This window comes from Arthrobacter sp. K5 (genome assembly GCF_040448525.1).
Lineage (GTDB): Bacteria > Actinomycetota > Actinomycetes > Actinomycetales > Micrococcaceae > Arthrobacter > Arthrobacter globiformis.
In genome coordinates this window covers 933,053-955,715 of record NZ_CP159279.1, presented here as the reverse complement: position 1 = coordinate 955,715, position 22,663 = coordinate 933,053, and the positions used below count along the sequence as shown (strand labels likewise).

The following is a 22,663-nucleotide window of genomic DNA, read 5'->3' as shown; positions in this document are numbered from 1 at the left end:
TTCCGCGCAGCACAGCTGTCTACGGCTGCGGAGCCGCCGGGTGCGACAAGGCTCGCTCCGGCGGCCCTCCGCAATTAATAGAAAGATAGGCAATGGCACGAACTGGCCGCAATAAACCATCCCTTCGGGTGCTGGTCTGGCTTGGCGTAATCCTGGCTGCCATGACGGCCGTCCTTGCGGGCGGCACAATGTCCGGGGTTGCCAGCTGGAGCCCGAAGCTTGCCCTGGACCTGGAGGGCGGCACCCAGATGATCCTTGCACCCAAGGTTGAGGGTGGCTCGGACATCAACGAGGAACAGCTCAACCAGGCGGTGGCCATCATCCGCCAGCGTGTGGACGGCTCCGGTGTCGCTGAGGCTGAGATCAGCACGCAGTCCGGCCGCAACGTGGTGGTGAGCCTTCCCGGCACCCCGTCCACGGAGACCCGCGCCCTCATTCAGGCCTCTGCGGACATGAACTTCCGCCCGGTCCTGGTCACGGGCGCCGGGGCAGCGGTTCCCGCTGCCGAGCGGACACCTGCTGCCCAGCTGCCGAAGCCGACGGCCAAGCCGACGAACGCCAGCGATACGAACTGGATTACCGCTGACGTCCAGAAGCAGTTCGAAGCCCTTGACTGTGACAACCCGGCCCAGGACAAGCAGGAACGATCCGACCCGGCCAAGCCGCTGGTCACCTGCGAGCCTGCCACGGACCAGACACCCGCCATCAAGTACATCCTGGGCCCGGTCGAGGTCAAGGGCGTGGAGATCCAGGGCTCGACGTTCCAGCTCCAGCAGGGCGCCCAAGGTGCCGTCACCAACGAATGGGCTGTGAACATCCAGTTCAACGCTGAGGGGACGGCCAAGTTCAAGACGGTCACCGAACGCCTCAACCAGTTCTATGTTGCCGCAGGCGGTGAGACCGGCAACGATCCCAAGTCGCAGTTCGCCATCGTCCTGGATGACCAGGTCATTTCGGCCCCCCGGTCCCAGGCCGTGATCACCGACGGCCGCCCGCAGATCACCGGCGGCTTCACGGAACAGTCCGCCAAGGCGCTGTCCGACCAGCTTCGGTTCGGTGCCCTGCCCATCAGCTTCGACATCCAGAGCGAGCAGCAAATCTCCGCCACCCTCGGCGGCGAGCAGCTCCGGATGGGCCTCCTCGCCGGCCTGATCGGCCTGCTGCTGGTGGTTGTCTACTCGCTGTTCCAATACCGGGCGCTGGGCTTCGTCACCATTCTTTCGCTCGTGGTGGCCGGTGCGCTGACGTACCTGGCGATTGCCATTCTGGGCTGGACCGAAAACTACCGGCTGTCCCTCGCCGGTGTTGCCGGCCTCATCGTGGCCATCGGCCAGACAGCGGACTCGTTCATCGTGTACTTCGAACGCATCCGTGATGAGCTCCGCGAAGGCCGGGGCCTGGTGTCGGCGGTGGAGAACGGCTGGAAGCGGGCCAAGCGGACGGTCCTGGCATCCAAGGCGGTCAACCTCCTGGCTGCACTGGTGCTGTACTTCGTGGCCGTCGGCAACGTGCGGGGCTTTGCCTTCACGCTCGGCCTCACCGCCATCGCCGACCTCATCGTCGTCTTCATGTTCACCCACCCCACGCTGCAGCAGCTGGCCAGGACCCGGTTCTTTGGCGAAGGCCACAAATTCTCCGGTCTTGACCCTGAGCGCCTTGGCGCGGTGCCGCTCTACCGCGGCGCCGGCAGGCTCCGCAGTCCCGAGGACAAGCCGTCAGTGGTGCGCGCCAAGAACACCGGCGCCGCAGCTGAGGCTGAGCGCCGGATGACCATCGCTGAACGCCGCCGCGCGGAGCAGCAGGAGCAGCTCGCCGGTTCCTCCAAGGGCCCGGCCAAGGAGGGCAAGTAATGTCCAGTTTCGCGAAATTCGGTAACGAGCTCTACACAGGCAAGCGTTCCTACGACTTTGTCGGGGCCAAGAAGATATGGTTCGCCGTGGCCGCTGTGCTGGTTGCGCTCTCCATCCTGATCCCGGCGGTCAAGGGCGGCTTCAACCTCGGCATTGAGTTCCGCGGCGGTTCCGAGTTCACGGTGTCCAACGTCAAGACCACCGAAGCATCCGTCGGCGAGAAGGCTGTCCACGACGTCGTTCCCGGCAGCGTGCCGCGCGTCGCCAACGTCGCCGGAACCACCATGCGGATCCAGACGGACAAGCTCTCCGATGACGAGACCCTCAAGATCAAGGAGGGTCTCACCAAGGCCTACGGCGTGACTGACAACGAGGTGACCTCCACCTTCGTCGGACCCACGTGGGGAGCTGACGTCACCAAGCAGGCCCTGATTGGCCTAGTGGTCTTCGTTGCCCTCGCGACGGTCCTGATGGCCCTGTACTTCCGGACCTGGAAGATGTCCCTCTCGGCGATCGTGGGCATGCTCGTCACGATGTTTATTACGGCCGGCGTCTACGCCCTGAGCGACTTCGAGGTCACGCCGTCGGCGATCATCGGGTTCCTGACGGTGCTCAGCTACTCGCTGTATGACACCGTGGTGGTGTTCGACAAGATCCGTGAGAACACGGCCGACATCGACTCCTCCACGCGCCGGACGTTCGGCGAGGAAGTCAACCTGGCCGTCAACCAGACCCTGGTCCGCTCGATCAACACCATGATGGTGGCCATCCTTCCGGTCGGGGCGATCCTGTTCATCGGGGCCGGCCTGCTGGGCGCGGGTACCCTGCGCGACCTTTCGCTGGCCCTGTTCGTCGGGATCCTGATCGGCACGGCTGCGACGATCTTCATCGCGGCCCCGATGTATGCCTGGCTGCGCCAAGGTGAGGCGCCGCTGGTCAAGCAGGCCCAGCGTGTCAGGCAGCGCCGCGCTGACGCTGCCGCCAGGGCTGCGGCAGCTGAGCCCGCGAAGGCCTAGGGTCCCGCGAAAGCCCAGGACCCTGTAGTGCCCGGGGCGCCCGCGAAAGCGCAGAGCCCCGCCCCTGGACCGGATGCCGTCACCGCGACGGCGTCCGGTCCTTGCGTTTGGCGCCGGTCCTGGTCGGGCGGGGCCGTCCGGGTGGCGTGCTGTGGACCCGGCTGCGCTTTGGTGACGGACGCGGTTATCGGTCGGGCGCGGAGCGGGAATAGACTGGGATAATTAAACGGGTCGTGAGGGGTACTTCATTGGAAGAAGGTTCGACGTCGGCGCCAGCGGCAGCCGGAGGCAACGGTCCGGGCCAGGGACAGCAGACTGGTCTGGTGGCTGCAGGGCGCCCGGCGCCCGGCGTTCCCGTGGACAACTCCGGCGTCCGGCCCACTTTCCCGGGCCGGCGTGAGCGCACGCGATCTCGCCTGGCTCGCCTGACGGGCCGCAGCACCGCGACGTACTCGCCCATCCTGGAGCCGCTGCTGCGGACCGTCCGGGCAAACAACCCCAAGGAAGACTTCGACCTCATCCAGCGAGCCTTCGTGGTCGCGGAGCAGAGTCACCGCGGGCAGAAACGCAAGAGCGGCGACCCCTACATCACCCATCCCGTCGCCGTCGCGACGATCCTCGCCGAGCTGGGACTCAGCGGCACCACGCTGGCGGCGGCACTGCTGCACGACACCGTGGAGGACACGCCGTACACCCTTGAGGACCTCCGGGCAGACTTCGGTCCTGAAGTCGCCACGCTGGTTGACGGGGTCACCAAGCTGGACAAGGTCAGCTTCGGCGAGGCAGCCCAGTCCGAGACCGTCCGCAAGATGGTCGTGGCCATGGCCAAGGACATCCGGGTCCTCATGATCAAACTTGCGGACAGGCTGCACAACGCGCGCACGTGGCGGTTCGTGTCTGCCGAGTCCTCGGCCCGCAAAGCCCGGGAAACCCTGGAAATCTTTGCACCGCTGGCGCACCGGCTCGGTATGAACACGATCAAGTGGGAGCTCGAGGACCTGTCCTTCGCGGCGCTCTATCCCAAGGTGTACGAGGAAATCGTCCGCATGGTGGGGGACCGCACGCCGGAGCGCGAAAAGAGCCTCAGCGTGATCCGGAACCAGATCGCCGACGATCTGCGCACGGCACGGATCAAGGCCACCATCACCGGCCGGCCAAAGCACTATTACTCGATTTACCAAAAGATGATCGTCCGGGACAAGGACTTCGACGACATCAACGACCTCATGGGCGTCCGGGTTCTGGTGGACTCGGTCCGCGACTGTTACGCCGCCCTGGGCACCCTGCATTCGCGCTGGAACCCGCTGCCTGGCCGGTTCAAGGACTACATCGCGATGCCGAAGTTCAACATGTACCAGTCCCTGCACACCACGGTGATCGGCCCCGGCGGCAAGCCGGTTGAGATCCAGATCCGCACGCACGAGATGCACCGCCGTGCCGAGTACGGCGTGGCCGCGCACTGGAAGTACAAGGACCAGCCGAACCGGACCGCCACCGGACCCGGCAGCCCGCGCGACGGCGACATGGGCTGGCTCCGCTCCCTGGTGGACTGGCAGCAGGAGACCTCCGATCCGGGCGAGTTCCTCGACTCGCTCCGGTTCGAGATCAACGCCCGCGAAGTGTTCGTGTTCACCCCCAAGGGCGAGGTCATGGCTCTGCCGGCCGGCTCCACGCCGGTGGACTTCGCCTATGCCGTGCACACCGAGGTGGGCCACCGCACCATCGGAGCCCGGGTCAACGGCAAGCTCGTGCCGCTCAACAGCGAACTCAACCACGGCGACTGGGTGGAGATTTTCACCTCGAAGGCCGAGGGCGCCGGCCCGAGCCAGGACTGGCAGCACTTCGTCAAGAGCGCCCGGGCACGCAACAAGATCCGGCAGTGGTTCAGCAAGGAACGCCGCGAAGAGGCGATAGACCGCGGCAAGGAGCTGCTGACCCGCGCGATGCGGAAGCAGAACCTTCCGCTGCAGCGCCTGATGACGCACGACGCGCTGGCCGCCGTGGCCGAGGACTTCAAGTACGTCGACATTTCCGGGCTGTACGCCGGAGTGGGTGACGGCCATACCTCCGCGCAGTCCGTCATGGAAAAGCTCGTGGAGAGCCTGGGCGGCAATGAAACGCCCGATGACGACCTCACCGAAGTCAGCATTCCCACCCAGGTCAGCAAGGCCCGGTTCTCGGATTCGGGCGTGGTGGTTCGCGGTGTGGGTGACGTCTGGGTGAAGCTGGCCCGCTGCTGCACGCCGGTTCCGCCGGACCCGATCCTCGGCTTCGTCACGCGCGGCTCGGGCGTGTCGGTCCACCGGACGGACTGCACCAACGTGGCGGGCCTGAAGGACCAGCCTGATCGGATCGTCGATGTCGACTGGGCGCCGACGCAGTCAAGCGTTTTCCTCGTCGAGATCCAGGTGGAGGCACTGGACCGGAAGTCCCTCCTGTCCGACGTGACGCGGGTGCTCTCCGAGAACCACGTGAACATCCTGGCCGCGAGTGTGCACACGTCCACGGACCGCGTGGCCATCTCAAAGTTTGCCTTCGAGATGGGCGACCCCAAGTACCTCAGCCACGTGCTCAGTGCTGTACGGCGGATCGACGGGGTGTTCGACGTCTACCGGACCACGGGCAACCGCCGGAGAAGCTAGCAGCGCGAGCTTCTCCAGGGCGGCGTTCTTGTGCGGCAGCCGGGGCATCGCCTCGACCGCCAGCACGAGGAGCCGGAGCCTGACGTCGAGCTCGGGCTTCGCCAGGAGCAGCCGCAGGGCCGGAACTGCGCGCTCGGTGTCCACATGCAGGGCGATGTCCAGCGCTGTCCGGAGCGGACTCGAGACCATCAGTCCGCCCAGGCTGACGACGTCGAACGGGCCCAGCCGGACCTCGTGGAGCGTACAGCCGCGGGTGGAGCGAAGGCTGGAAACCCGGCGTTTGGCGTCCACCAGGAGGGCCAGCCGGTCCGGCTCGCGGGCGCAGCCGTAAATCCAGGCCGCCGTCATCCTGCCCGCGACCACGCGCCGCCGGACCGGGGCCGGAACCCCGTGGGCCGCGGCACGTGCCCGCAGCTGCGGGGAGGCTGCAGTCCCGGGAACCGTGTAGCCGTGCTGGTACAGCTGGGTGAGCACGCCGTCGGCCGCCATGGACTGGAGCTCGGGCCAGGTGAAGGGCAGCCCCGGCGAATAGAGCTCCAGCAGTTGTGCGGGGGAGTCCGGAGGCGGGGCATCGCCCCGGACTTGGGAGGCGTGGGCCTGAAATGCAGATGTCTGCGAAACAGGCGTCTCCGAAACAGGGGGCTGCGAGAACGGTGCCATTCCGTCATCTTGCCGGAAGCGGCCTTAACGGGTAAGGCCCCGTGCCGGCTATGTGGATAACCGGAACGGGGCCTTTCCTCGTGCTGCTGAGGAGAGCAGATCCTGCCTAGGAGAGCTCGCTCGCTGACCGCTGGATCTGGTCCAGCCATGCCTGGCGGGCTTCAAGGGCTTCCCGTGCGGCCTTGATCTTGCGCTGGTCGCCTGCCTTCTCGGCGTCGGCCAGGTCATCCTTCAGGCCGGCGATGGCGGATTCGAGCTGGCTCAAGGCGCTGTTGGTGCGCGCCTTGGTCTCCGGGTTGGAGCGCTGCCACTTCTCGTCCTCGGCCTGGCGGACTGCATCCTCGATCCGGCGCAGCCCGGCCTCGATCCGGCCCATGTCCGCACGCGGAACCTTGCCCGCCTCTTCCCAGCGGTCGTGGATGGACTGCAGGGCCTTCTTGGCGGCAGTAATGTCCTTGACCGGAAGGATGGAGGATGCCTCCTCGAGGAGCGCCTCCTTGACCTTAAGGTTGGCGGCGTACTCTTGGTCGATCTCGTCGTTGGCAGCCTGGCGCGAGCTGAAGAACACGTCCTGCGCCGCGCGGAACCGGGCCCACAGTGCGTCGTCATCCTTGCGGCTGGCACGCGGTGACGCCTTCCACTCATCCATCAGCCGGCGGTATTCGCCGGCGGCGAAGCCCCAGTCGGTGGACGTCGACAGTGCCTCGGCCTCCGCAATCAGCTTCTCCTTGGCAGCCTTCGCCGCGGAGTTGTTGCTGTCCAGCTGGGAGAAGTAGGCCCGGCGGTGCCGGTCAAAGACGGTCCGGGCGGCACGGAAACGCTTCCACAGCGCGTCCTCGTTGCTGCGGCCCAGCCGTACGCCGCTCTTCTGCGCGGCCTTCCAGCTTTCAAACAGCTCGTTCATGCGGGCGCTGGACGTCTTCCACTGCACCTGGGCCGGATCCGTGCCGGAGATGGCCTCGGCCTCGGCCACGATGGCCTCACGGGCCGCCAGCTCGGCGGCACGAACGGCGTCGTGCTGTGCCTTTTCCGCCTTCTCCAGCTCGGTGATCTGGGTGGACAGGGTGTCCAGGCGGCCCTCCGCGGAACGGATGTCGCCCACCATGTTCCGTTCAGCGAGCTGCTCGCGCAGGTGCGTCACGGTCTTCTGCATGTCCGTGGTGGGGGCCTTCGAGGCCACGCGCTGTTCCAGCAGGACAATCTGGGCGACGACGTCGTCATACTTCCGTGCGAAGTAGGCCAGGGCCTCGTCGTTGCTGACGTCCGGGTACTGGCCGACCGGGTGCTCTTCGCCGTCGATGGTTAGGAACACGTGGCCGTCGCCCTCAACGCGGCCCCAGCGGGCGGCCTCGGCCAGCGACGTGGCGGGCGGTGCCTGCACCGGCGCCACGGTGGCAGCAGGACCGGCCTTGGGCCGGGCAGCAAACGCTGCCGGCGTCGGCGCGGGCCGGGATGCCGGCGACGGACGCGGTGACGGGCTGGGTGCCGGTGCTTCCTGTGCCGGTGCTTCCTGCGCGGCTTCCGGCTGCGGGCTTTCCTGCGTTGCCTCGGGCTGCGCAGCCACCTCCGGCGCAGCCTCTGCCGGCGCGCCCTCTTCGGGCTGCGGGGCGTCGGCCTGCGCGTCACCCGCCGGCTCGGTTGCCTCAGCAGGCTCGGCCGCCTCCACAGGCTCGGCCGTTTCCACGGACTGAGCCGTTTCCACTGATTCGGGGGAAGCCTGGACCTCGGTCACTTCGGCTGCTGTTTCGTCGGATTTCTGACTGTCTGTCACCGCTAAAAGTCTTTCGCTTGGAGGAAGATACTCATTCACAGGTCGCCCGTGGCGGCTGGCGCCACAAGGTTCCTACTTCAGAGAAAATGAGTCTATCGTGACTGCTTCCGCAGGTGCGCCGTCCGTGTCGCTTTCGCCGGTCTTAAGACCGGCAGCCGCAATCTTCGTCACGACATCCAGGCCTGACGTCACCTTGCCCACGATGGTGTAGCCGCCGGCGGAGTCGGCCGGAATGACGGTGTCCTTGTAGACGATGAAGAACTGCGTGCCGTTGCCGTAGGCGTTATTGCCCGTGCGGGCCACCGCAATGGTGCCGGCAGGGTACTTGTTGTCTGCCGGCGTGTTCTCCAGCGGCCCCCAGGTGTAGTTGGGGTCGCCCTGGCCGTCGCCGGTCTTGGAGCCGCACTGCAGGACGCCGAAGTTCTCAGCGGTGGTGAGCCGGTGGCAGCTGATGCCCTTGTAGTAGTTCTGGTCGGCCAGCGACTTGAACACGGCGGCTGCCTGCGGGGACTTGGTGCCGTCCAGCTGCACACCCAGGGTGCCGCTATTCAGCTTCAGTTCGCCGGTGAACGTCTTGCCGGCCGCCGTAGCGGGCTTGGGGATGTTCGCCGCGTTGGTCTGCGCGGCAGTCGGCGTGGCGGATGCGGAAGGGGAAGCCGACGGCGTGTTCAGGCCAGCCTCGGCAGCGGCAAATTCCTCTTCGGTGGGGTTCCCGGCAAACACCGTCAGTTGAAGCACGACGGCGAGCACCACCGCCGCGGCCGCTGCGCCTCCCGCCACCAGGTTGTCCCGCCTGCGGCGCTTCTCCTGGTCACGCCGAAGCTCGCGTTTGGCTTCCATCTGCTGGATGCGCCTCTTGGCTTCGCGTGTTTCGCGTGGACTGGCCGCCACGGGTCCTCCTCTTCGATCGGACTGCCCGGGCAGGCCCCTGAAGGCATCCCCGGCTGCAGATTGCGCTGCTGCAGATTTGAACTGCGGCAGCCCGCCATCGCCCGGTCACCCGCATTAGAGATGCAGGCGCCGAAAGCATAAACTGACTGCCGCACATAAGTTTATGCAGAACAGGCTGGACTCCCGCCGCTGCCGCAGCTGTTTGATTCAAATAGCGACGCGGAACATGGCGCAGCGGCTCCGGCCTTCGTTTACCTGAGGAGAAACTCCACCATGGCACGCACCGCCTCCCTGTCCGGATTCCCCGAGTGGCTTCCCGAGGAGCGGCTGGTGGAGCAGCATGTCCTGGACTCGCTGCGCCGCACGTTCGAGTTGCACGGTTTCGGCTCCATCGAGACCCGCGCCGTGGAAACGGTGGGCCAGCTGCTGCGCAAAGGCGAGATCGACAAGGAGGTCTACGGCCTGAGCCGGCTCCAGGACGATGAGGGGGAGGAAGCGAAGGGCAAACACGATCCGCACGCCCTGGCCCTGCACTTCGACCTCACCGTGCCCTTCGCCCGGTACGTCGTGGAAAACGCCGGCTACCTGGCCTTCCCGTTCCGCCGCTACCAGATCCAGAAGGTCTGGCGCGGGGAACGGCCGCAGGAAGGCCGCGCCCGCGAATTCACCCAGGCGGACATCGACGTGGTGGGCGACGGCGAGCTGCCCTTCCGCTACGACGTCGAGATCGCCCTGGTCATCGCCGAGGCGCTGGGTGCCCTCCCGATTCCGGAGTTCCGGCTGCGCATCAACAACAGGAAGCTGGCCGAGGGCTTCTACCGCGGCATCGGCCTGCCCGATACCGCCGGAGTGCTGCGGAGCATCGACAAGCTGGAGAAAATCGGCCCGGACAAGGTGGCTGAACTCCTCAAGTCCGAGCTCGGCGCCACCGACGAGCAGGCGCAGGCGGCCCTGAAGCTGGCCGGCATCAAGACCGAGGACACGTCCTTCGTTGCGCAGGTCCGCTCGCTCGGGGTCAGCAACGACCTTTTGGAAGAGGGCCTGAACGAACTCGAACAGGTGATCGCGGCCGCCGTGAAGCGCGTCCCGGGCAAGGCCATCGCGGACCTCAGCATTGCCCGCGGACTGGACTACTACACCGGAACTGTCGTGGAGACCGTCCTGGTGGGCCACGAGCAGCTCGGCTCGATCTGCTCCGGCGGCCGCTACGACGCCCTGGCAAGCAAGGGCAACCGGAAGTTCCCCGGCGTCGGGCTGTCCATCGGGGTGACCCGGCTTGTCTCCCGCATCCTCAGCCAGGACCTGGCCAAGGCTTCCCGTGCCGTGCCCACGGCGGTGTTCGTGGCGCTCACCTCGGATGAGAGCTGGGGCGAGGCCCAGGACGTGGCCACCGAGCTGCGCAGCCGCGGCATCGCCGCCGAGGTGGCCGCCAAGGCGGAGAAGTTCGGCAAGCAGATCAAGTTCGCGGACCGGCGCGGCATCCCCTTCGTCTGGTTCACGGACGAGGACGGCAAGCACCAGGTCAAGGACATCCGCTCCGGCGTGCAGGTGGACGCCGATCCGGCGACGTGGACGCCGTCGGACGAGGACATCCACGTCCAGGTCGTCGCCGCGCCCGCTTCCTGAGTGCCGGTTTCCTGAGTTAACGCTTCCCGGGCTGCCGCAGCCGCCGCTTCCGGAACGCCAGGACGGCGGCGCGGCCGGCGAGTCCGGCGGCCATCACCGCCGCCATGCCGAGGGCGGAGGCCGGCGGCAGGGTGAATGCCAGGACCAGGCACCCGGCCAGCCCTGCGGCGTTCAGCCACCTGGGCGCGTGCCGGGGCCGGTCCCCGAGCGTGAACGCGGCGGCGTTGGTCACGGCGTAATACACCAGGACCCCGAAGCTGGAAAAGCCGACCACCGTCAGCACGTCGGTGGTCAGCAACAACAGAACGACGACGGCCGCCACCGCCAGTTCGGCGGTTGCCGGCACCGGATGGCGCCCGCCCACCCTGGCCAGGGGGCCCGGGAGGTCGCGTTCGCGGGCCATCGCCATGGCCGTGCGCCCCACCCCGGTGATGAGGGCGAGCAGGGCGCCGAGCGAGGCCGCGGCGGCACCTGCCTGCACCGCCGGCGCTCCGGCCGCCAGCCGGGACTGTTCCACCGCGTCCAGCAGCGGCGCCGTGGAGGAGGCCAGCACGTGCACCGGAAGATGCGCCAGGAGCAGCGCCCCCAGCAGCAGGTAGATCACCAGGGCGCCGGCCAGGGCCCCGAGGATGGCGCGCGGAATGACCCGCGCCGGGTCCTTCACTTCCTCACCCAGCGTGGCGATGCGCGCGTACCCGGCAAAGGCGAAAAACACCAGGCCCGCGGCGGGCAGGATGCCCCAGCCGCTGCCGGCCTGTCCGGAAACCGTCCCGCCGTCGGGTACGTGCGGCCCCAGCAGGCTCGCGGCGGCCACGAAGGCGAGGGTGGCCAGGACCACAGCCAGCAGGATGCGGGTCAGGAACGCGGTCCGGGTGATGCCCAGCAGGTTCACGCCGGTCAGGGCGGCGACCGCTGCGATGGCCACAGGAGTGGCGTACCCCGGCGCGACGTACTGGCCGAAGGTCAAGGCCATGGCCGCGCAGGAGGCCGACTTGCCGGTGACGAAACCCCAGCCGGCGAGGAAACCGGGCCACTCACCGAGTTGGTTCCGCCCGTAGACGTACGTCCCGCCGCTTTGCGGATACCTTGCCGCGAGCTGGGCCGAGGCGACGGCGTTGCAGTAGGCCACGGCGCCGGCCAGGGCTATGGCCACGAGGAGCAGCTCTCCGGCCAGCCGGGCAGCCGGTGCGAAGACGACAAAAACGCCGGCCCCGAGCATGGACCCGAGCCCGATGGCTGTTGCGTCGGCCACACCGAGCCTCCGTTGCAGTTGCTGGTGCTTGGTCATGGCGGGGCAGGAACCTTTCAAACGGGTAAACTCGGACGGGATCGTTTCCGCAACGATCGTATTTTGAACTTCATTCTGTCTTCCTTCTGAAAGGAATGCTGTGCTGCGCACACATGACCTCGGATCCCTTCGCTCCGAGCACATTGGACAAACCGTAACCCTGGCTGGCTGGGTTGGCCGCCGTCGTGATCACGGTGGTGTCGCATTCGTCGATCTGCGTGACGCCTCGGGCGTGGCGCAGGTGGTGGTCCGCGAGGAAGAGGTCTTCCACGGGCTGCGTAACGAATACGTGCTCCAGGTGACCGGTACGGTCTCCAAGCGCCCGGAAGGCAACGAGAACGCTGCCCTGGCCACGGGCGAGGTGGAGGTCATGGCGGACAAGGTGGTCATCCTCAACACCGCCGACGCCCTGCCCTTCCAGATTGATGAGCACGTGGAAGTGGGCGAGGAAGCACGGCTCAAGCACCGCTACCTGGACCTGCGCCGCCCCGGCCCCAGCCGCAACATCCGCCTCCGCTCCGAGGCCAACCGTGTGGCCCGCGAGCTGCTGCACGAAGAGGGCTTCGTTGAGATCGAGACGCCGACCCTGACGCGTTCGACGCCGGAAGGCGCCCGTGACTTCCTGGTCCCCGCACGCCTGGCGCCGGGTTCCTGGTACGCGCTGCCGCAGTCGCCGCAGCTGTTCAAGCAGCTCCTGCAGGTGGGCGGCTTCGAAAAGTACTACCAGATCGCCCGCTGCTACCGCGATGAGGACTTCCGTGCCGACCGCCAGCCCGAATTCACCCAGCTCGACATCGAGGCCAGCTTCGTCGAGCAGGACGACATCATCCGGCTCGGCGAGAACATCGTCAAGGCTGTCTGGAACCTGATCGACGTCGAAATCCCGACGCCGATCCAGCGCATCACCTACGCCGACGCCATGGCCCGGTTCGGGTCGGACAAGCCCGACTTGCGGTTCGGCCAGGAGCTGACCGAACTGACCGAGTTCTTCAAGGACACCAACTTCGGCGTTTTCAAGGCTCCCTACGTCGGCGCCGTCGTCATGCCCGGCGGTGCCTCGCAGGCCCGCCGCGCACTTGATGCCTGGCAGGAATGGGCCAAGCAGCGCGGCGCCAAGGGCCTGGCCTACGTCCTCTACAAGGAGGACGGCGAGCTCGCGGGCCCCGTGGCCAAGAACCTTACCGAGACCGAACGCGCCGGCCTGGCCGACGCCGTTGGCGCCAAGCCGGGCGACTGCATCTTCTTCGCTGCCGGCGAAAAGACCCCGTCCCGGGCGCTGCTGGGTGCTGCCCGCGTTGAGATCGGGCACCGCACCGGCCTGATCGACCCCACCGCGTGGGCCTTCTGCTGGGTGGTGGACGCCCCCATGTTCGAACCCGCCGCTGCCGCGGTGGCATCGGGCGACGTGGCTATGGGCGCCGGCCAGTGGACCGCCGTGCACCACGCCTTCACCTCGCCGAAGCCGGAGTTCCTGGACACCTTTGACCAGGACCCGGAGGCCGCCCTCTCCTACGCCTACGACATCGTGTGCAACGGAAACGAGATCGGTGGCGGATCCATCCGTATCCACGAGCGAGAAGTCCAGGAGCGCGTCTTTGAGCTCATGGGCCTGGATAAGGCCGATGCCCAGACGAAGTTCGGCTTCCTGCTGGAGGGCTTCAAGTACGGCGCCCCGCCGCACGGCGGCATCGCCTTCGGCTGGGACCGCGTGGTGGCGCTGCTGGCGGGCGTGGACTCGATCCGCGACGTCATCGCCTTCCCGAAGTCCGGTGGCGGCCACGACCCGCTGACCGACGCCCCGGCCCCCATCACCGTGCAGCAGCGCAAGGAGGCCGGCGTCGACTTCAAGCCCGAGGCCAAGAAGGCCGAGCCTGCGCCCCAACGGGCCGAGGACGCAGCCAAGTAGTGTGACCTGACCGACAGCAAAGGCTCCCCGGGATACCGGGGAGCCTTTGCTGTCCCAGGCCGGAAGGAGAGTCCGATGGACCGCGAGGCAATCCCCGAGCTGGATGTGTTGATGGATGCAGCCTGGCCGGCGCCGGACCGGGAGCTGTCCGGCGGCTGGGTTCTCCGCGCCGCCGCCGGGGTGACCCAGCGTGCCAACTCCATCTGGCCGCGTTCGGAGCCCCTGGGCAGGCGGGATGAACGGCCCGCTGCGCTGCGGGCTGCCCGGGCCTGGTACCGGGCCCGCCGGCTGCCGGTGATCTTCCAGGTCTTCGACACTCCCGGCAGTTCTGCGCTGAACGCTGTCCTGGATGAGGAAGGCTTCACCAGGCAAGCCGAGACGCTGGTCATGGTGCGGACCGCTGACGTAGCCGTTGCAGCCGGCGGGGATGCCCCGGAACCCGGCGCCGGCGTCGAAATCACTGAGTATCCGTCGGCGGAATGGCTGGACCTGTGGTGGTCTGTTGAGGGCCGCGGCGGCGCCGCGGAACTGGAGACTGCGCGTGCCATCCTCACCGGCTGCCCGGCGCTGTACGGCCTGGTGAGGGACGACGACGGCGGGCCGGCCGCCGTCGGACGCCTTGCCGTTGTCCCTGGCGGCACTGCCGTTCCCGGCGCGGCGGGCAGCTGGGGTGGGCTGTACTGCATGGCCACCCGGCCCGATGCCCGGCGCCGCGGCTACGCCAGCCGGGTCCAGCAGGCCCTGTTCAGCGCAGGTGCGGCGCGGGGGCTGGCCGGCTACTGGCTGCTGGTGATGGCTTCGAACTCCGTTGCCAGGAAGCTCTACTCCCGGGCAGGGTTCCGTGAGGTGTCCCGCTATTGCTACCGGCAGGAGCGGCCGCGGCGGGCCCTGACCGGCTGCTGAGCCGTGCCTCCGCGCGCCGATACGACGGTTCCCCGCGCACACGACGTTGCGCAACGTCGTACGGGCAGGGAATCGTCGAAACGGAGCGGAAGCTGTGGGGTGCTACGGGCCTTCGGGCAGGTAGCGCAGGCCCATCCACGGGGCGGTGGTGAGTTCGCCGGGCTCGACCGTTTGTGAGGGTGCCGCAAGCGCAGGCTCGGAGGCGGACGCGTCGGCGGCTTCGTTGTGGTGGGCGTTCATGGCGCGCAGGTTAGCGTACATCGACGGACGGCTGCCGCGGCGGTGTTTGCCCTGCTGCTTCGGCCTGCCGCCGTCGTGCGGTGCCTTCCAGGTATGGCCCTCCGAGCTCCGCAATGGGCGTGGCCGCAGTCTCCCTGGACCAGAACGCGCATCCTGCCGCAATGAGCATGCAGACGGTGCCGAAGACGGCCACCGGCACCCAGCCCCAGGCTCCGGGAGCCAGCAGCATCCCGGCGATCATCGGGCCAAAGCCGGCGAGGACCAGGCCGAACTGGTTCCCCAGCGCCATCCCGGAGTAGCGGACGGGCGCTGCGAACTGTTCGGCGAAGAACGCCGGCCAGACGCCGTTGAAGCCCGAGTACAGCACCGTCATGTTCAGGAACGCGGCCAGGAACACCAGCACAATGTTGCCGGAGGAGAGGGCCAGGAAGTACAGGAAGATCGTGGCGGCACAGCCGATCGCGGCGGTCAGCAGGAGGGGGCGGCGGCCGATCCGGTCGGACAGCCTGGCTGCCAGCGGCATGGCGAACATGGACAGGCCGATGGCCACGGCGTTCACGGTCAGGATGGACGCCCGGTCGAAGCCGGCGCCGGACGTGGCGTAGGCGAGTCCGAACACCGTGAAGATGGTCTGCATCACGGACATGATGGACATTCCCGCCACCCGCAGCACATCCGGGGCCTGGAACCGGAGCACTTCCTTGAGGGGCATCGGGGCCACCTGGCGGCGTTCCTGGGCCTCCTCGAAAACCGGGGTCTCGTCCAGGTGCGTGCGGACCCAGTAGGCGATGGCGAGGACCACGATGGAAAGCCAGAACGGGATGCGCCAGCCCCAGCTCATCATGGCCTCCCGGGGCAGTGACGTAACCGGAATGAAGACCAGGGTGGCCAGCACCATGCCGGAGGCGTAGCCCGTCATTACGAAGCTGGTGAAGAACCCGCGACTGCCTTCGGGCGAGTGTTCCAGTGTCAGCGTGGAGGCACCCGCCGATTCCGCACCGGCGGAGAAGCCCTGCGCCAGCCGGCCCGCCACCAGCAGGATGGGAGCCCAGACGCCGAGCTGCTCGTAGGTGGGCAGGAAACCGATGCCAAGGGATGCCAGGCCCATGATGCCGAGGGTCAGCAGCAGGATCCTCTTACGGCCCAGTTTGTCGCCGAAATGGCCCATCACCAGTCCGCCAACAGGCCGCGCCACGTACGCGACGCCGAAGGTGGCGAAGGCGCCGATCAGCCCGATGGCCGGGTCCGCGGAGGGGAAGAACAGGTGGGGGAACACCAGGGCTGCCGCGGTGCCGTAGATGAAGAAGTCGTAGTACTCCAGCGTGCTGCCGAGGAAGGACGCCAGGGCGGCCTTGCGCGGCGTTTTCCGCGGTGCCTGCGGGGGAACCTGCGGTGATGGGGTGGTGGTCACGGTAATCTCCTTAAGACTGCGTTGTCTCAATGGGGGCCGGCGTGGTGTCCGGGAGGTGGAAGTCCACCGCGAGGATCTGCCGGCTGTTGGGGAACGAGTACGCCTTCAGCGGCTCGTGGAGTGGATGCGTGTTGTACACGGCGATGTCCTCGACGCTTTCAAAGTCGGCCACGATCGCGTAGTCGAAGGAGCGTTCGGTGTTCAGGACGTCCGGGCCGTGGCTGAGGCTCACCATGCCGGGGATCTTTCCGGCCATGTTGTTGAGCCCGTCAATCCAGGCCTGCCGGTCGGCCGGCGGGAAGCCGGGCTTGAACTGGAAGAGCACGGTGTGGCGGATCATCTCAGGCACCGGTACCGACAAGCTCGACCACCGGTGACGGCGCGGCAGAAACATATTCGGGGCACTGGCCGGCAAGGGTCCGGCCGGCGAGGTAGCCCATGGTCATGATGGGCCCAAGGGTGGCGCCGGCTCCGGGGTAGCCTGCCGCGTAGGCGTTCTCGGTGGTGTTCCCGGCGGCGAACAGGCCCGGGATGGGGCGGCTGTCGACGTCGAGCACGCGGGCCGACCCGTCGGTGGCAACGCCGCCGTTGGTGCCGAAGGCGCCGTTCACCACTTCCAGCGCGTAGAAGGGGCCGGACTCGAGCGGGCCCAGCGAGGGGTTCGGCCACGGGCAGTCGGCGTCGCCCCAGTACTTGTCGTAGGCGCTTTCGCCGCGGCCGAAGTCGGGGTCCTGCCCCCTGGCTGCGAACTCGTTGAACCGGGCCACTGTGGCTTCCAGGTTTTCCGCCGGAACATTGATCTTCGCGGCGAGTTCAGCCAGCGTGGGCGCCTCGATCAGATAGTCCGGCGTCGGCTGGCCTGCGCGGTGGGCCAGGATGCCGTAGCGCTCCAGGTAGCCGTGGTCCACGATCACGTGCGCCGGGGTGTTCAGCGTGCGGTTGGCGGCGGAGTCCCAGGACTGCAGGCTGCGGGCGAGGTCGTTGTAGTTCTGCGACTCGTTGGCGAAGCGGCGGCCGTGGCGGTTGACCATGATGGACCCCGGGCCCTGGCGTTCGAACCGCAGCAGGGTGCCGACCGCCTGCCCGTCGCGGGTGTCGCCGGTGACGGACATCGGCGCCCACCAGGCTTCCCGGGTGCCGCGGGTCTGGCCGCCGATGCGCTGCGACATCCGCAGCCCGTCGCCGGTGTTGGAGGGCGGCGAGCACATCGTGTAGAGCCGGGACGCGAGCATCGAATCGGCCAGGGCCTTGTCCCATTCGAAGCCGCCGGTGGCGAGCACCACGCCGTCGCGGGCATGGAACGCCTCACCGGTTTCCAGTTCGACGCCGGTCACCCGGCCGCCGTCCGTGAGCAGCCGGTGCCCGCGCGCCCCGGTGACAAGCGCGGCGCCGTCCCGCACCAGGCTGGCGAGCAGCATGGAAACGAGGGCCTGTCCCTTGGCCACGAGGCCGTCGTCCTGGCGGCCGGCCAGGTCGTCCCACGGGAATTTGGTGAAGGCGCCCCACTCCTCGTATTCCTGCATGGTGAAGGGGGCCCGGCCGTCACTGCGCACGTGCGCCCGGAGGGCGCCCAGGGCCTCGGCGCTGTTGAACAGCTCGGGCTCCACGGTGCGGCCGCCCGTCACGGCACCGGGGAGATCCTGCCGGTAATCGGGGAAGTTGTCGAGGAAGATGAAGCGGACGCCGCACTCCGCCTCGACGAAGCGGAGCATCTGGTCGCCGTAGTCCAGCGCGGCGTCCAGCAGTTCGTCCCGGCCCCTGCCGCGGGCGACGGCCCGTACATACTCCCCGGCCGCTGCCTTGGAGTCGATGATCCCGGCCTTCCGTGCGTGGTGGTTATCCGCCACCCACAGCATGCCGCCGGACACGGCGGAGGTCCCGCCCAGGAGGTCACTCTTTTCGAGGACGACGACGGACTTGCCGGCCCGGGCGGCGGTGGCCGCCGCGGTGAGTGCGCCCGCACCGGAACCGACGACGACGACGTCGTAAGTGTCCGCGGAGGTACCGTTGACGAATTTCATGGGTGTTGCCTTTCGCAGTGAAGCTGATGGGTGCTGCTGAAGCCGGGGTGATGCTGGGTGGGGGGCGGCGTTAGACGGCCGTGTAGCCGCCGTCGATGATGAGCTCGGAACCGGTGGTGAAGCGCGACTCGTCCGAGGCCAGGTAGAGCACGCCGTACGCGATCTCGTCCGGTTCGCCCTGGCGGGGCAACGGGTTGGAGCCCACCAGTTGCTTGTAGTAGGCCTCGGGTCCGATGTCGGACTGCTCGGCGGAGCGGCGGCTCATTCTGGTGTTCATGGACCCGGGATGGATGGAGTTGACCCGGATGCCGTAGCCGCCATAGGCCGCCGCGTCCGACTTGCTCAGCAGCCGTACTGCACCCTTGGTGGCGTGGTACAGCGGAACGTTCCGGCCACCGGTGAGCCCGTGGATGGAGGAGAAGTTGACGATGCTGCCGGCGCCCTGTTCGATCATGCCGGGGACCACGTGCTTGGTCATCAGCCAAACGCCCTTGACGTTGACGTTGAAAATCGTGTCGAAGTCGGCCGTCGAGGCGGTGTGGGAGGCTCCTGCCGGGCCGATGATGCCAGCGGCGTTGACCAGGATGTCCGGGGTGCCCAGTTCGTCGCGGACCCGGCCGACAGCTTCGGCGACGCTGGCCTCGCTCGTGACGTCGACGTCGTACTCAGTGATGTTTGCGTGCGCCGCGGCGGCCGGGGTGCCGGCAACGTCCAGGCTGGCAACCTTCGCGCCGTGTTCGGCAAGGAGGGCGGCAGTGGCGCTGCCCAGGTCTCCGCGGCCCCCGGTGACAACGGCGGTCTTTCCGGCCACGCGTTTCTGGATGGGATTCATGTGGTGCTCCTCGTGGTCCTGCAGCCTCGTCGCTGCTTTCCAGCCAGCGTGGCAGGGGACCTGTGAGCGGAACCACACGATTACCGATGAACGGCAAGGAGGGCTTTCAGTGGCTTTGCCGGAGCGTCCCCTTCAGCTCGCCCCGCCAGCCCAGGGCACGGGAGATCCCGCGTGCTGCCGCCATCAGGACGGGCACCCGGGCAGGCGCGTTCTCCTCGTTGCGCGGCACCACCACGCTGAGGGCGGCACGGATGGTGTTGTCCGGACCGAAAACCGGCACGGCGATGCCGCTGGACTCCGGCACGATCACCCCGGGCATGGCAGCGAAGCCGCGCTGCCGGATCTCGGCCAGGTGGCGCCGGAGCGCGGCCGGCTCGGTCAGGGTCGTCTCGGTGAACTTTGTCAGTGGCCGGGCCAGGAAGGCGTCCTGGTACGCGGCGGGGGAGTGGGCCAGCAGCACCAGTCCCGAGGACGTGGCGTGGACGGGGAGCCTGCCGGCGATTTTGGTGATATCCACGATTGTCCTGTCCGAGCCGAGGCGCTCGATGTACAGCACCTCGTCCGAATCGAGGATGCCCAGCGTGGTGGAGTGCTGCACCACGGCCTGGACGTCCTCCATGAAAGGCAGGGCGGCCTCGCGCAGACCCAGCATCTTGGAGCCCCGGGAAGCCAGTTCCCACATCCGCGTACCGATGTGGATGTCCCCGCCGGGCTCGCGTTCCAGCAGCCGCTCGAGCAGCAGGTCGTTGACCAGCCGGTACGTGGTGGTCACCGGCAGGCCGGTGCGGCGTCCGAGCTCGGCAACGCTCATGGCGGGGTGCCGGTCATCGAAGGCGCTCACGATTTTCACGAAGCGGCCGATGATCGACTCGCCGGATGCGGAGTTGGCCACGGTTCCTCCTGTCGATTCCCGCTCAATGGTAATCCTCCTCCCGGGCGGCCGTGCTCCCGGATCTACTGGGGGTTTGTCAGTCAACGCCTGCCGCCGCAAAGGAGTGGCCGGCAGGCAGAACGGAGCAGGAACCATGACAGAAACTGCAACGACGGCGGTCTGTGACGTCCTCGTCATCGGATCGGGCGTTGCCGGGATGGCCGCAGCACTGAAGGCCGCTTCGCAGGGATTGAGCGTGATCGTCGCCGAAAAGGAGCAGTACTTTGGCGGAACCACCGCCATTTCGGCGGGCTGGGCCTGGGTCCCGGGCAACAAACAGGGTGTGGCCCAGGGGGATACGCGCGAGGACGCCGAGGCGTATCTGAAGAACCTCGCGCCGGAGACCTTCAACGAGGCAGGGGTCCGGAACTTCCTGGACACCGTCCCCGAGGCGATCTCCTTCTTCGAAAACGAAACCGACGTGAAATTCACCTACCCGGAGAAGGCCCCGGACTATCAGATGGACCTGCCCGGGGCGAAGCTGTCCGGCCGGGCCATCCTGCCGCAGGACGTGGACGCACGCGTGCTGGGGGACAAACGGCTCCTGATGCAGCCGTACATGAGTTCCTACACAGTCTTTGGCTACATGCCGCAGGTGGGGCCGGACATCAACGAGTTCTTCCACGTGAACCAGTCGGTCAAGTCCTTTGTCTACGTCGCTAAAAAGCTGCTGCGCACCTGGGCCGACGCCGCCCGCTACAAGCGTCCGGTCCTGCGCTCCAACGGCAACGCCCTGATGACCCGCATGGTCAAGAGTGCGGACGACCTGGGCGTCCGGCTGTGGAAGGCCTCACCGGCGCTGTCGCTCACCGTGGACGACGACGGAACCGTCACCGGCGCGGTCATCGGGGGAGAGCACGCGGTCACCGTCACAGCGCGCGCCGGCGTCATTTTGGCCGCCGGCGGATTCTCCGGGAACAGGGAACTGCGGCGGCGCTATTTCCCGCATGACGCCGACGGCGACGACCACTTCACTCCCACCGTGGGCCACGGCGGGGACGCCGCCACGCTGGCGATGGGCGCCGGCGGCTACATCGACGATTCCGTGTTCAGCGTCGGCTCCTGGGCGCCCGTGACCGTGTTCAGGTACCTCGGCGGCGAACAGCGTCTCTTTCCGCACCTGCGGGCCATCGGCCTGCCCGGGCTGATCGCCGTCGACCGCCACGGCAGGCGCTTCGGCAATGAGGCCCTCAGCTACCACGACTTCGGCGGTGCCATGATCGGGCACAACAAGGACGAGGACAGGACCTTCGGCTACGTGATCGGCGACGCGAAAACGATGCATAAATACGGCATCGGCTATGCCAAGCCCTGGCCCATGCCGCGCCGTTACTTCTACCGGACCGGTTACCTGGTCAGGGCGAACACCCTTGCTGAGCTGGCCGGCAAGCTCGGCATCGATGCCGCCGGACTGGAAGCCACCGTCGCTGACTTCAACCCGGCAGCGGAGCGCGGCGAGGACCCCGCCTTCGGCCGCGGCTCCACCCAGTACAACCACTTCCGGGGCGACCTCGAGCACAAGCCGAACCCGAACCTCGCGCCTGTGGGCAAGGGCCCGTACTACGCGGCGAAGATCCAGATGGGCGATCTGGGCACCTTCGCCGGCCTCGGCGTCAACGAACACTCCGAAGTGGTCACGGCTGAGGGATCGGTGGTCCCCGGGCTCCTGGCCGTGGGCGCGGCTGCGGTGAGCGTCTTTGGCGGCGGTTACCCCGGCTACGGCTCCCACATTGGCCCGGCGTTGGTGTTCGGTTACCGTGCCGGACGGGACATCGCCAGGCTTGCCGGGGAGCGGAACGCGTCCCGTCAGGCCAACGTGGCGGGCCGCTAGGCGCCGGGCCGGAGACCGCCATGGCCAACTCTCCCTCGGGGGAATCGGTGATCAGCCGCGTGGTGCGGCTCATGAGCGCCTTCGACCGGGACCTTCCGGCCATGACGCTCTCCGGCCTCGCCCGCCGCGCCGGCCTGCCGCTGACCACCGCGCACCGGCTCGTGGACGACCTGGTCCTCCACGGCCTGATTGAGCGGCTGCCGGACGGAAACCTGTGCTCCGGGATGCGCATGTGGGAGCTCGCTGCCCGGGGCTCCCGTGCACTGAACCTTCGTGAGCTGGCACTGCCGTTCATGGAGGACGTCCAGGCAGCCGTCCACCAGCACACCACCCTCGCCGTGCTGGACCACGGCACCGTGCTGTACGTGGAGCGACTCTCCTCGCCGCACTCCAGCCTGGATGCCGCCCACATTGCCCAGCGGATGCCGATCCACGCTGCCTCGTCCGGCCTGGTGCTGCTGGCGTTCTCGCCGCCCGCCGTCCAGGCCGAGGTGCTCGCCAAGCCCCTCAAGGCTGTGACCCCCGAAACCATCACCGGTCCTGCCCTCATCCGCAAGCACCTGGCCGAAATCAGGCAGCGCGGCTACGTGGCCCTGCCCGGCATCGGCGTCACCGAATGGACGGGCATCGCCGTGCCCGTCTTCGGGCCCGGCAACTCGGCAGCTGCGGCGCTCAACGCCATCGTGCCGCGGCAGGAAGCGGCGGTTCCGCTGATCGTCCCCGCCCTGCTGACCGCTGCGCACGGGATCTCACGCGCGCTGAAATCCGCCCAGCCTGAAGGGCGGGCGGACTTTCGCCACCGATGAACGGAAGACCTGTGGGGGCGGCCACGGCGCATCCCGCA

18 protein-coding genes are annotated in these 22,663 nt (G+C 67.8%); 8 read left to right on the top strand and 10 right to left on the bottom strand.

The genetic code is table 11. From position 1 onward, the window contains the following. The first annotated feature begins 92 nt into the window (after positions 1-92). From secD to ABRP34_RS04140, 3 genes are all read left to right on the top strand, one after another. Complete coding sequence (gene secD / locus ABRP34_RS04150; protein ID WP_353712372.1) at positions 93-1,850, top strand: protein translocase subunit SecD; 1,758 nt, start codon at positions 93-95, stop codon at positions 1,848-1,850. Then, on the top strand, positions 1,850-2,866 hold the full coding sequence (gene secF / locus ABRP34_RS04145) for a protein translocase subunit SecF (protein WP_353712371.1): 1,017 nt from the start codon (positions 1,850-1,852) through the stop codon (positions 2,864-2,866). Before secD ends, secF begins: the two co-directional genes overlap by 1 nt. A gap of 248 nt (positions 2,867-3,114) precedes the next feature. Further along, positions 3,115-5,508 (top strand): bifunctional (p)ppGpp synthetase/guanosine-3',5'-bis(diphosphate) 3'-pyrophosphohydrolase, encoded by a 2,394-nt coding sequence (locus ABRP34_RS04140; protein WP_353712370.1) that lies wholly within the window; start codon positions 3,115-3,117, stop codon positions 5,506-5,508. Here the strand turns inward: ABRP34_RS04140 and ABRP34_RS04135 are convergent. The 3 genes from ABRP34_RS04135 to ABRP34_RS04125 form a co-directional block, all read right to left on the bottom strand. After that, a complete protein-coding gene (locus ABRP34_RS04135) occupies positions 5,389-6,168 on the bottom strand; it encodes a hypothetical protein (protein ID WP_353712369.1) in 780 nt (259 codons plus the stop codon). The two genes, ABRP34_RS04140 and ABRP34_RS04135, sit on opposite strands and share 120 nt — an antisense overlap. Before the next feature lie 106 nt (positions 6,169-6,274). Further along, positions 6,275-7,939, bottom strand: a complete 1,665-nt coding sequence (locus ABRP34_RS04130; RefSeq protein ID WP_353712368.1) for a DUF349 domain-containing protein — start codon at positions 7,937-7,939, stop codon at positions 6,275-6,277. Positions 7,940-8,011: 72 nt separating this feature from the next. Next, entirely contained in the window at positions 8,012-8,830 is an 819-nt protein-coding gene (locus ABRP34_RS04125) for a peptidylprolyl isomerase (RefSeq protein ID WP_353712367.1), read from the bottom strand. A 273-nt stretch (positions 8,831-9,103) separates the two neighbouring features. Between ABRP34_RS04125 and hisS the strand changes: the two genes are divergently transcribed. Beyond that, positions 9,104-10,456: a histidine--tRNA ligase gene (hisS, locus tag ABRP34_RS04120; RefSeq protein ID WP_353712366.1), complete on the top strand. Its 1,353-nt coding sequence runs from the start codon at positions 9,104-9,106 to the stop codon at positions 10,454-10,456. 16 nt (positions 10,457-10,472) lie between these two features. Here hisS and ABRP34_RS04115 read toward each other — a convergent pair whose 3' ends face one another. Continuing rightward, the gene (locus ABRP34_RS04115; protein ID WP_353712365.1) at positions 10,473-11,744 is read right to left on the bottom strand and encodes an APC family permease; all 1,272 of its coding nucleotides are present in this window, start codon (positions 11,742-11,744) and stop codon (positions 10,473-10,475) included. 100 nt (positions 11,745-11,844) lie between these two features. Here ABRP34_RS04115 and aspS point away from each other — a divergent pair, with 100 nt between their 5' ends. Together aspS and ABRP34_RS04105 are read left to right on the top strand one after the other, a co-directional pair. Beyond that, the gene (gene aspS, locus ABRP34_RS04110) at positions 11,845-13,650 is read left to right on the top strand and encodes an aspartate--tRNA ligase (RefSeq protein WP_353712364.1); all 1,806 of its coding nucleotides are present in this window, start codon (positions 11,845-11,847) and stop codon (positions 13,648-13,650) included. 75 nt (positions 13,651-13,725) lie between these two features. Then, positions 13,726-14,553 (top strand): GNAT family N-acetyltransferase, encoded by an 828-nt coding sequence (locus ABRP34_RS04105; protein WP_353712363.1) that lies wholly within the window; start codon positions 13,726-13,728, stop codon positions 14,551-14,553. 102 nt (positions 14,554-14,655) lie between these two features. Here the strand turns inward: ABRP34_RS04105 and ABRP34_RS04100 are convergent, their stop codons facing one another. The 6 genes from ABRP34_RS04100 to ABRP34_RS04075 form a co-directional block, all read right to left on the bottom strand. Next, on the bottom strand, positions 14,656-14,814 hold the full coding sequence (locus ABRP34_RS04100; protein WP_353712362.1) for a hypothetical protein: 159 nt from the start codon (positions 14,812-14,814) through the stop codon (positions 14,656-14,658). Further along, positions 14,804-16,204, bottom strand: coding sequence for an MFS transporter (locus ABRP34_RS04095; protein ID WP_353712361.1), 1,401 nt, complete (start codon positions 16,202-16,204; stop codon positions 14,804-14,806). Before ABRP34_RS04095 ends, ABRP34_RS04100 begins: the two co-directional genes overlap by 11 nt. Positions 16,205-16,214: 10 nt before the next feature. After that, a complete protein-coding gene (locus ABRP34_RS04090; RefSeq protein WP_043418329.1) occupies positions 16,215-16,544 on the bottom strand; it encodes a Dabb family protein in 330 nt (109 codons plus the stop codon). 1 nt (position 16,545) lies between these two features. Beyond that, entirely contained in the window at positions 16,546-18,225 is a 1,680-nt protein-coding gene (locus tag ABRP34_RS04085; protein ID WP_353712360.1) for an FAD-dependent oxidoreductase, read from the bottom strand. A gap of 70 nt (positions 18,226-18,295) precedes the next feature. Continuing rightward, positions 18,296-19,057: an SDR family oxidoreductase gene (locus ABRP34_RS04080; protein WP_353712359.1), complete on the bottom strand. Its 762-nt coding sequence runs from the start codon at positions 19,055-19,057 to the stop codon at positions 18,296-18,298. A 106-nt stretch (positions 19,058-19,163) separates the two neighbouring features. Next, positions 19,164-19,949, bottom strand: coding sequence for an IclR family transcriptional regulator (locus ABRP34_RS04075; protein WP_353712358.1), 786 nt, complete (start codon positions 19,947-19,949; stop codon positions 19,164-19,166). A gap of 133 nt (positions 19,950-20,082) precedes the next feature. On the opposite strand from ABRP34_RS04075, the gene ABRP34_RS04070 reads away from it, so the two are divergent. Further along, positions 20,083-21,819, top strand: coding sequence for an FAD-dependent oxidoreductase (locus ABRP34_RS04070; protein ID WP_353712357.1), 1,737 nt, complete (start codon positions 20,083-20,085; stop codon positions 21,817-21,819). 20 nt (positions 21,820-21,839) lie between these two features. Continuing rightward, positions 21,840-22,625 carry an IclR family transcriptional regulator gene (locus ABRP34_RS04065; RefSeq protein WP_353712356.1) on the top strand — a complete coding sequence of 262 codons (786 nt, stop codon included), beginning with the start codon at positions 21,840-21,842 and terminating at the stop codon, positions 22,623-22,625. Positions 22,626-22,663 lie beyond the last annotated feature (38 nt).

Excerpts from the sequence above, each read along its gene's own strand:
- secD (WP_353712372.1), top strand. The coding sequence starts at position 93 with ATGGCACGAACTGGCCGCAATAAACCATCCCTTCGGGTGCTGGTCTGG.
- secF (WP_353712371.1), top strand. The coding sequence starts at position 1,850 with ATGTCCAGTTTCGCGAAATTCGGTAACGAGCTCTACACAGGCAAGCGT.
- ABRP34_RS04135 (WP_353712369.1), bottom strand. The coding sequence starts at position 6,168 with ATGGCACCGTTCTCGCAGCCCCCTGTTTCGGAGACGCCTGTTTCGCAG.
- hisS (WP_353712366.1), top strand. The coding sequence starts at position 9,104 with ATGGCACGCACCGCCTCCCTGTCCGGATTCCCCGAGTGGCTTCCCGAG.
- ABRP34_RS04115 (WP_353712365.1), bottom strand. The coding sequence starts at position 11,744 with ATGACCAAGCACCAGCAACTGCAACGGAGGCTCGGTGTGGCCGACGCA.
- ABRP34_RS04105 (WP_353712363.1), top strand. The coding sequence starts at position 13,726 with ATGGACCGCGAGGCAATCCCCGAGCTGGATGTGTTGATGGATGCAGCC.
- ABRP34_RS04100 (WP_353712362.1), bottom strand. The coding sequence starts at position 14,814 with ATGTACGCTAACCTGCGCGCCATGAACGCCCACCACAACGAAGCCGCC.
- ABRP34_RS04090 (WP_043418329.1), bottom strand. The coding sequence starts at position 16,544 with ATGATCCGCCACACCGTGCTCTTCCAGTTCAAGCCCGGCTTCCCGCCG.
- ABRP34_RS04085 (WP_353712360.1), bottom strand. The coding sequence starts at position 18,225 with ATGAAATTCGTCAACGGTACCTCCGCGGACACTTACGACGTCGTCGTC.
- ABRP34_RS04080 (WP_353712359.1), bottom strand. The coding sequence starts at position 19,057 with ATGAATCCCATCCAGAAACGCGTGGCCGGAAAGACCGCCGTTGTCACC.
- ABRP34_RS04070 (WP_353712357.1), top strand. The coding sequence starts at position 20,083 with ATGACAGAAACTGCAACGACGGCGGTCTGTGACGTCCTCGTCATCGGA.
- ABRP34_RS04065 (WP_353712356.1), top strand. The coding sequence starts at position 21,840 with ATGGCCAACTCTCCCTCGGGGGAATCGGTGATCAGCCGCGTGGTGCGG.